At 36.2% G+C, this 365-nt stretch carries 1 protein-coding gene; it reads left to right on the top strand.

Annotation, left to right across the window (positions count from 1 at the left end; all coding sequences use genetic code 11):
* Positions 1-365: MSCRAMM family protein (locus B5P42_RS31215; protein WP_142674065.1), on the top strand; the 365-nt coding region annotated here is incomplete at both ends.

The raw sequence follows: 365 nt of genomic DNA, 5'->3' as shown, positions 1-365 counted from the left end.
GCCAAAAAGTATTAGCAGGCGTAATCTTTGAAGTTCAAGATGAGCAAGACAAAGTAGTAACAGAAGTGACGACAGATAAAAGTGGAAAAACAAACGTCCCAGACTTATCTGTAGGCAAGTACAAATTAGTAGAAAAAGCAGGCTTACCAGGTTACAAGAAGTTAACAGAACCAGTATCATTTGAAATCAAAAAAGGTATGACGGAAGTCTTATCATTGAAAGTAGAGAATGAGCAGTTAGACAAAGGTTCAGTGGAAATTACAAAAGTGGACAAAGAAAGTGGCGCAATATTAGCGGGCGTAATTTTCGAAGTGCAAGATGAAAAAGATAAAGTAGTAACAAAAGTAACAACAGATAAAGATGGA

It is taken from the genome of Bacillus sp. SRB_331 (assembly GCF_003264175.1).
GTDB classification, from domain to species: domain Bacteria; phylum Bacillota; class Bacilli; order Bacillales; family Bacillaceae_G; genus Bacillus_A; species Bacillus_A mycoides.
Note: the sequence above shows the minus strand (reverse complement) of the source record. Positions and strands in the feature narration are given on the sequence as shown.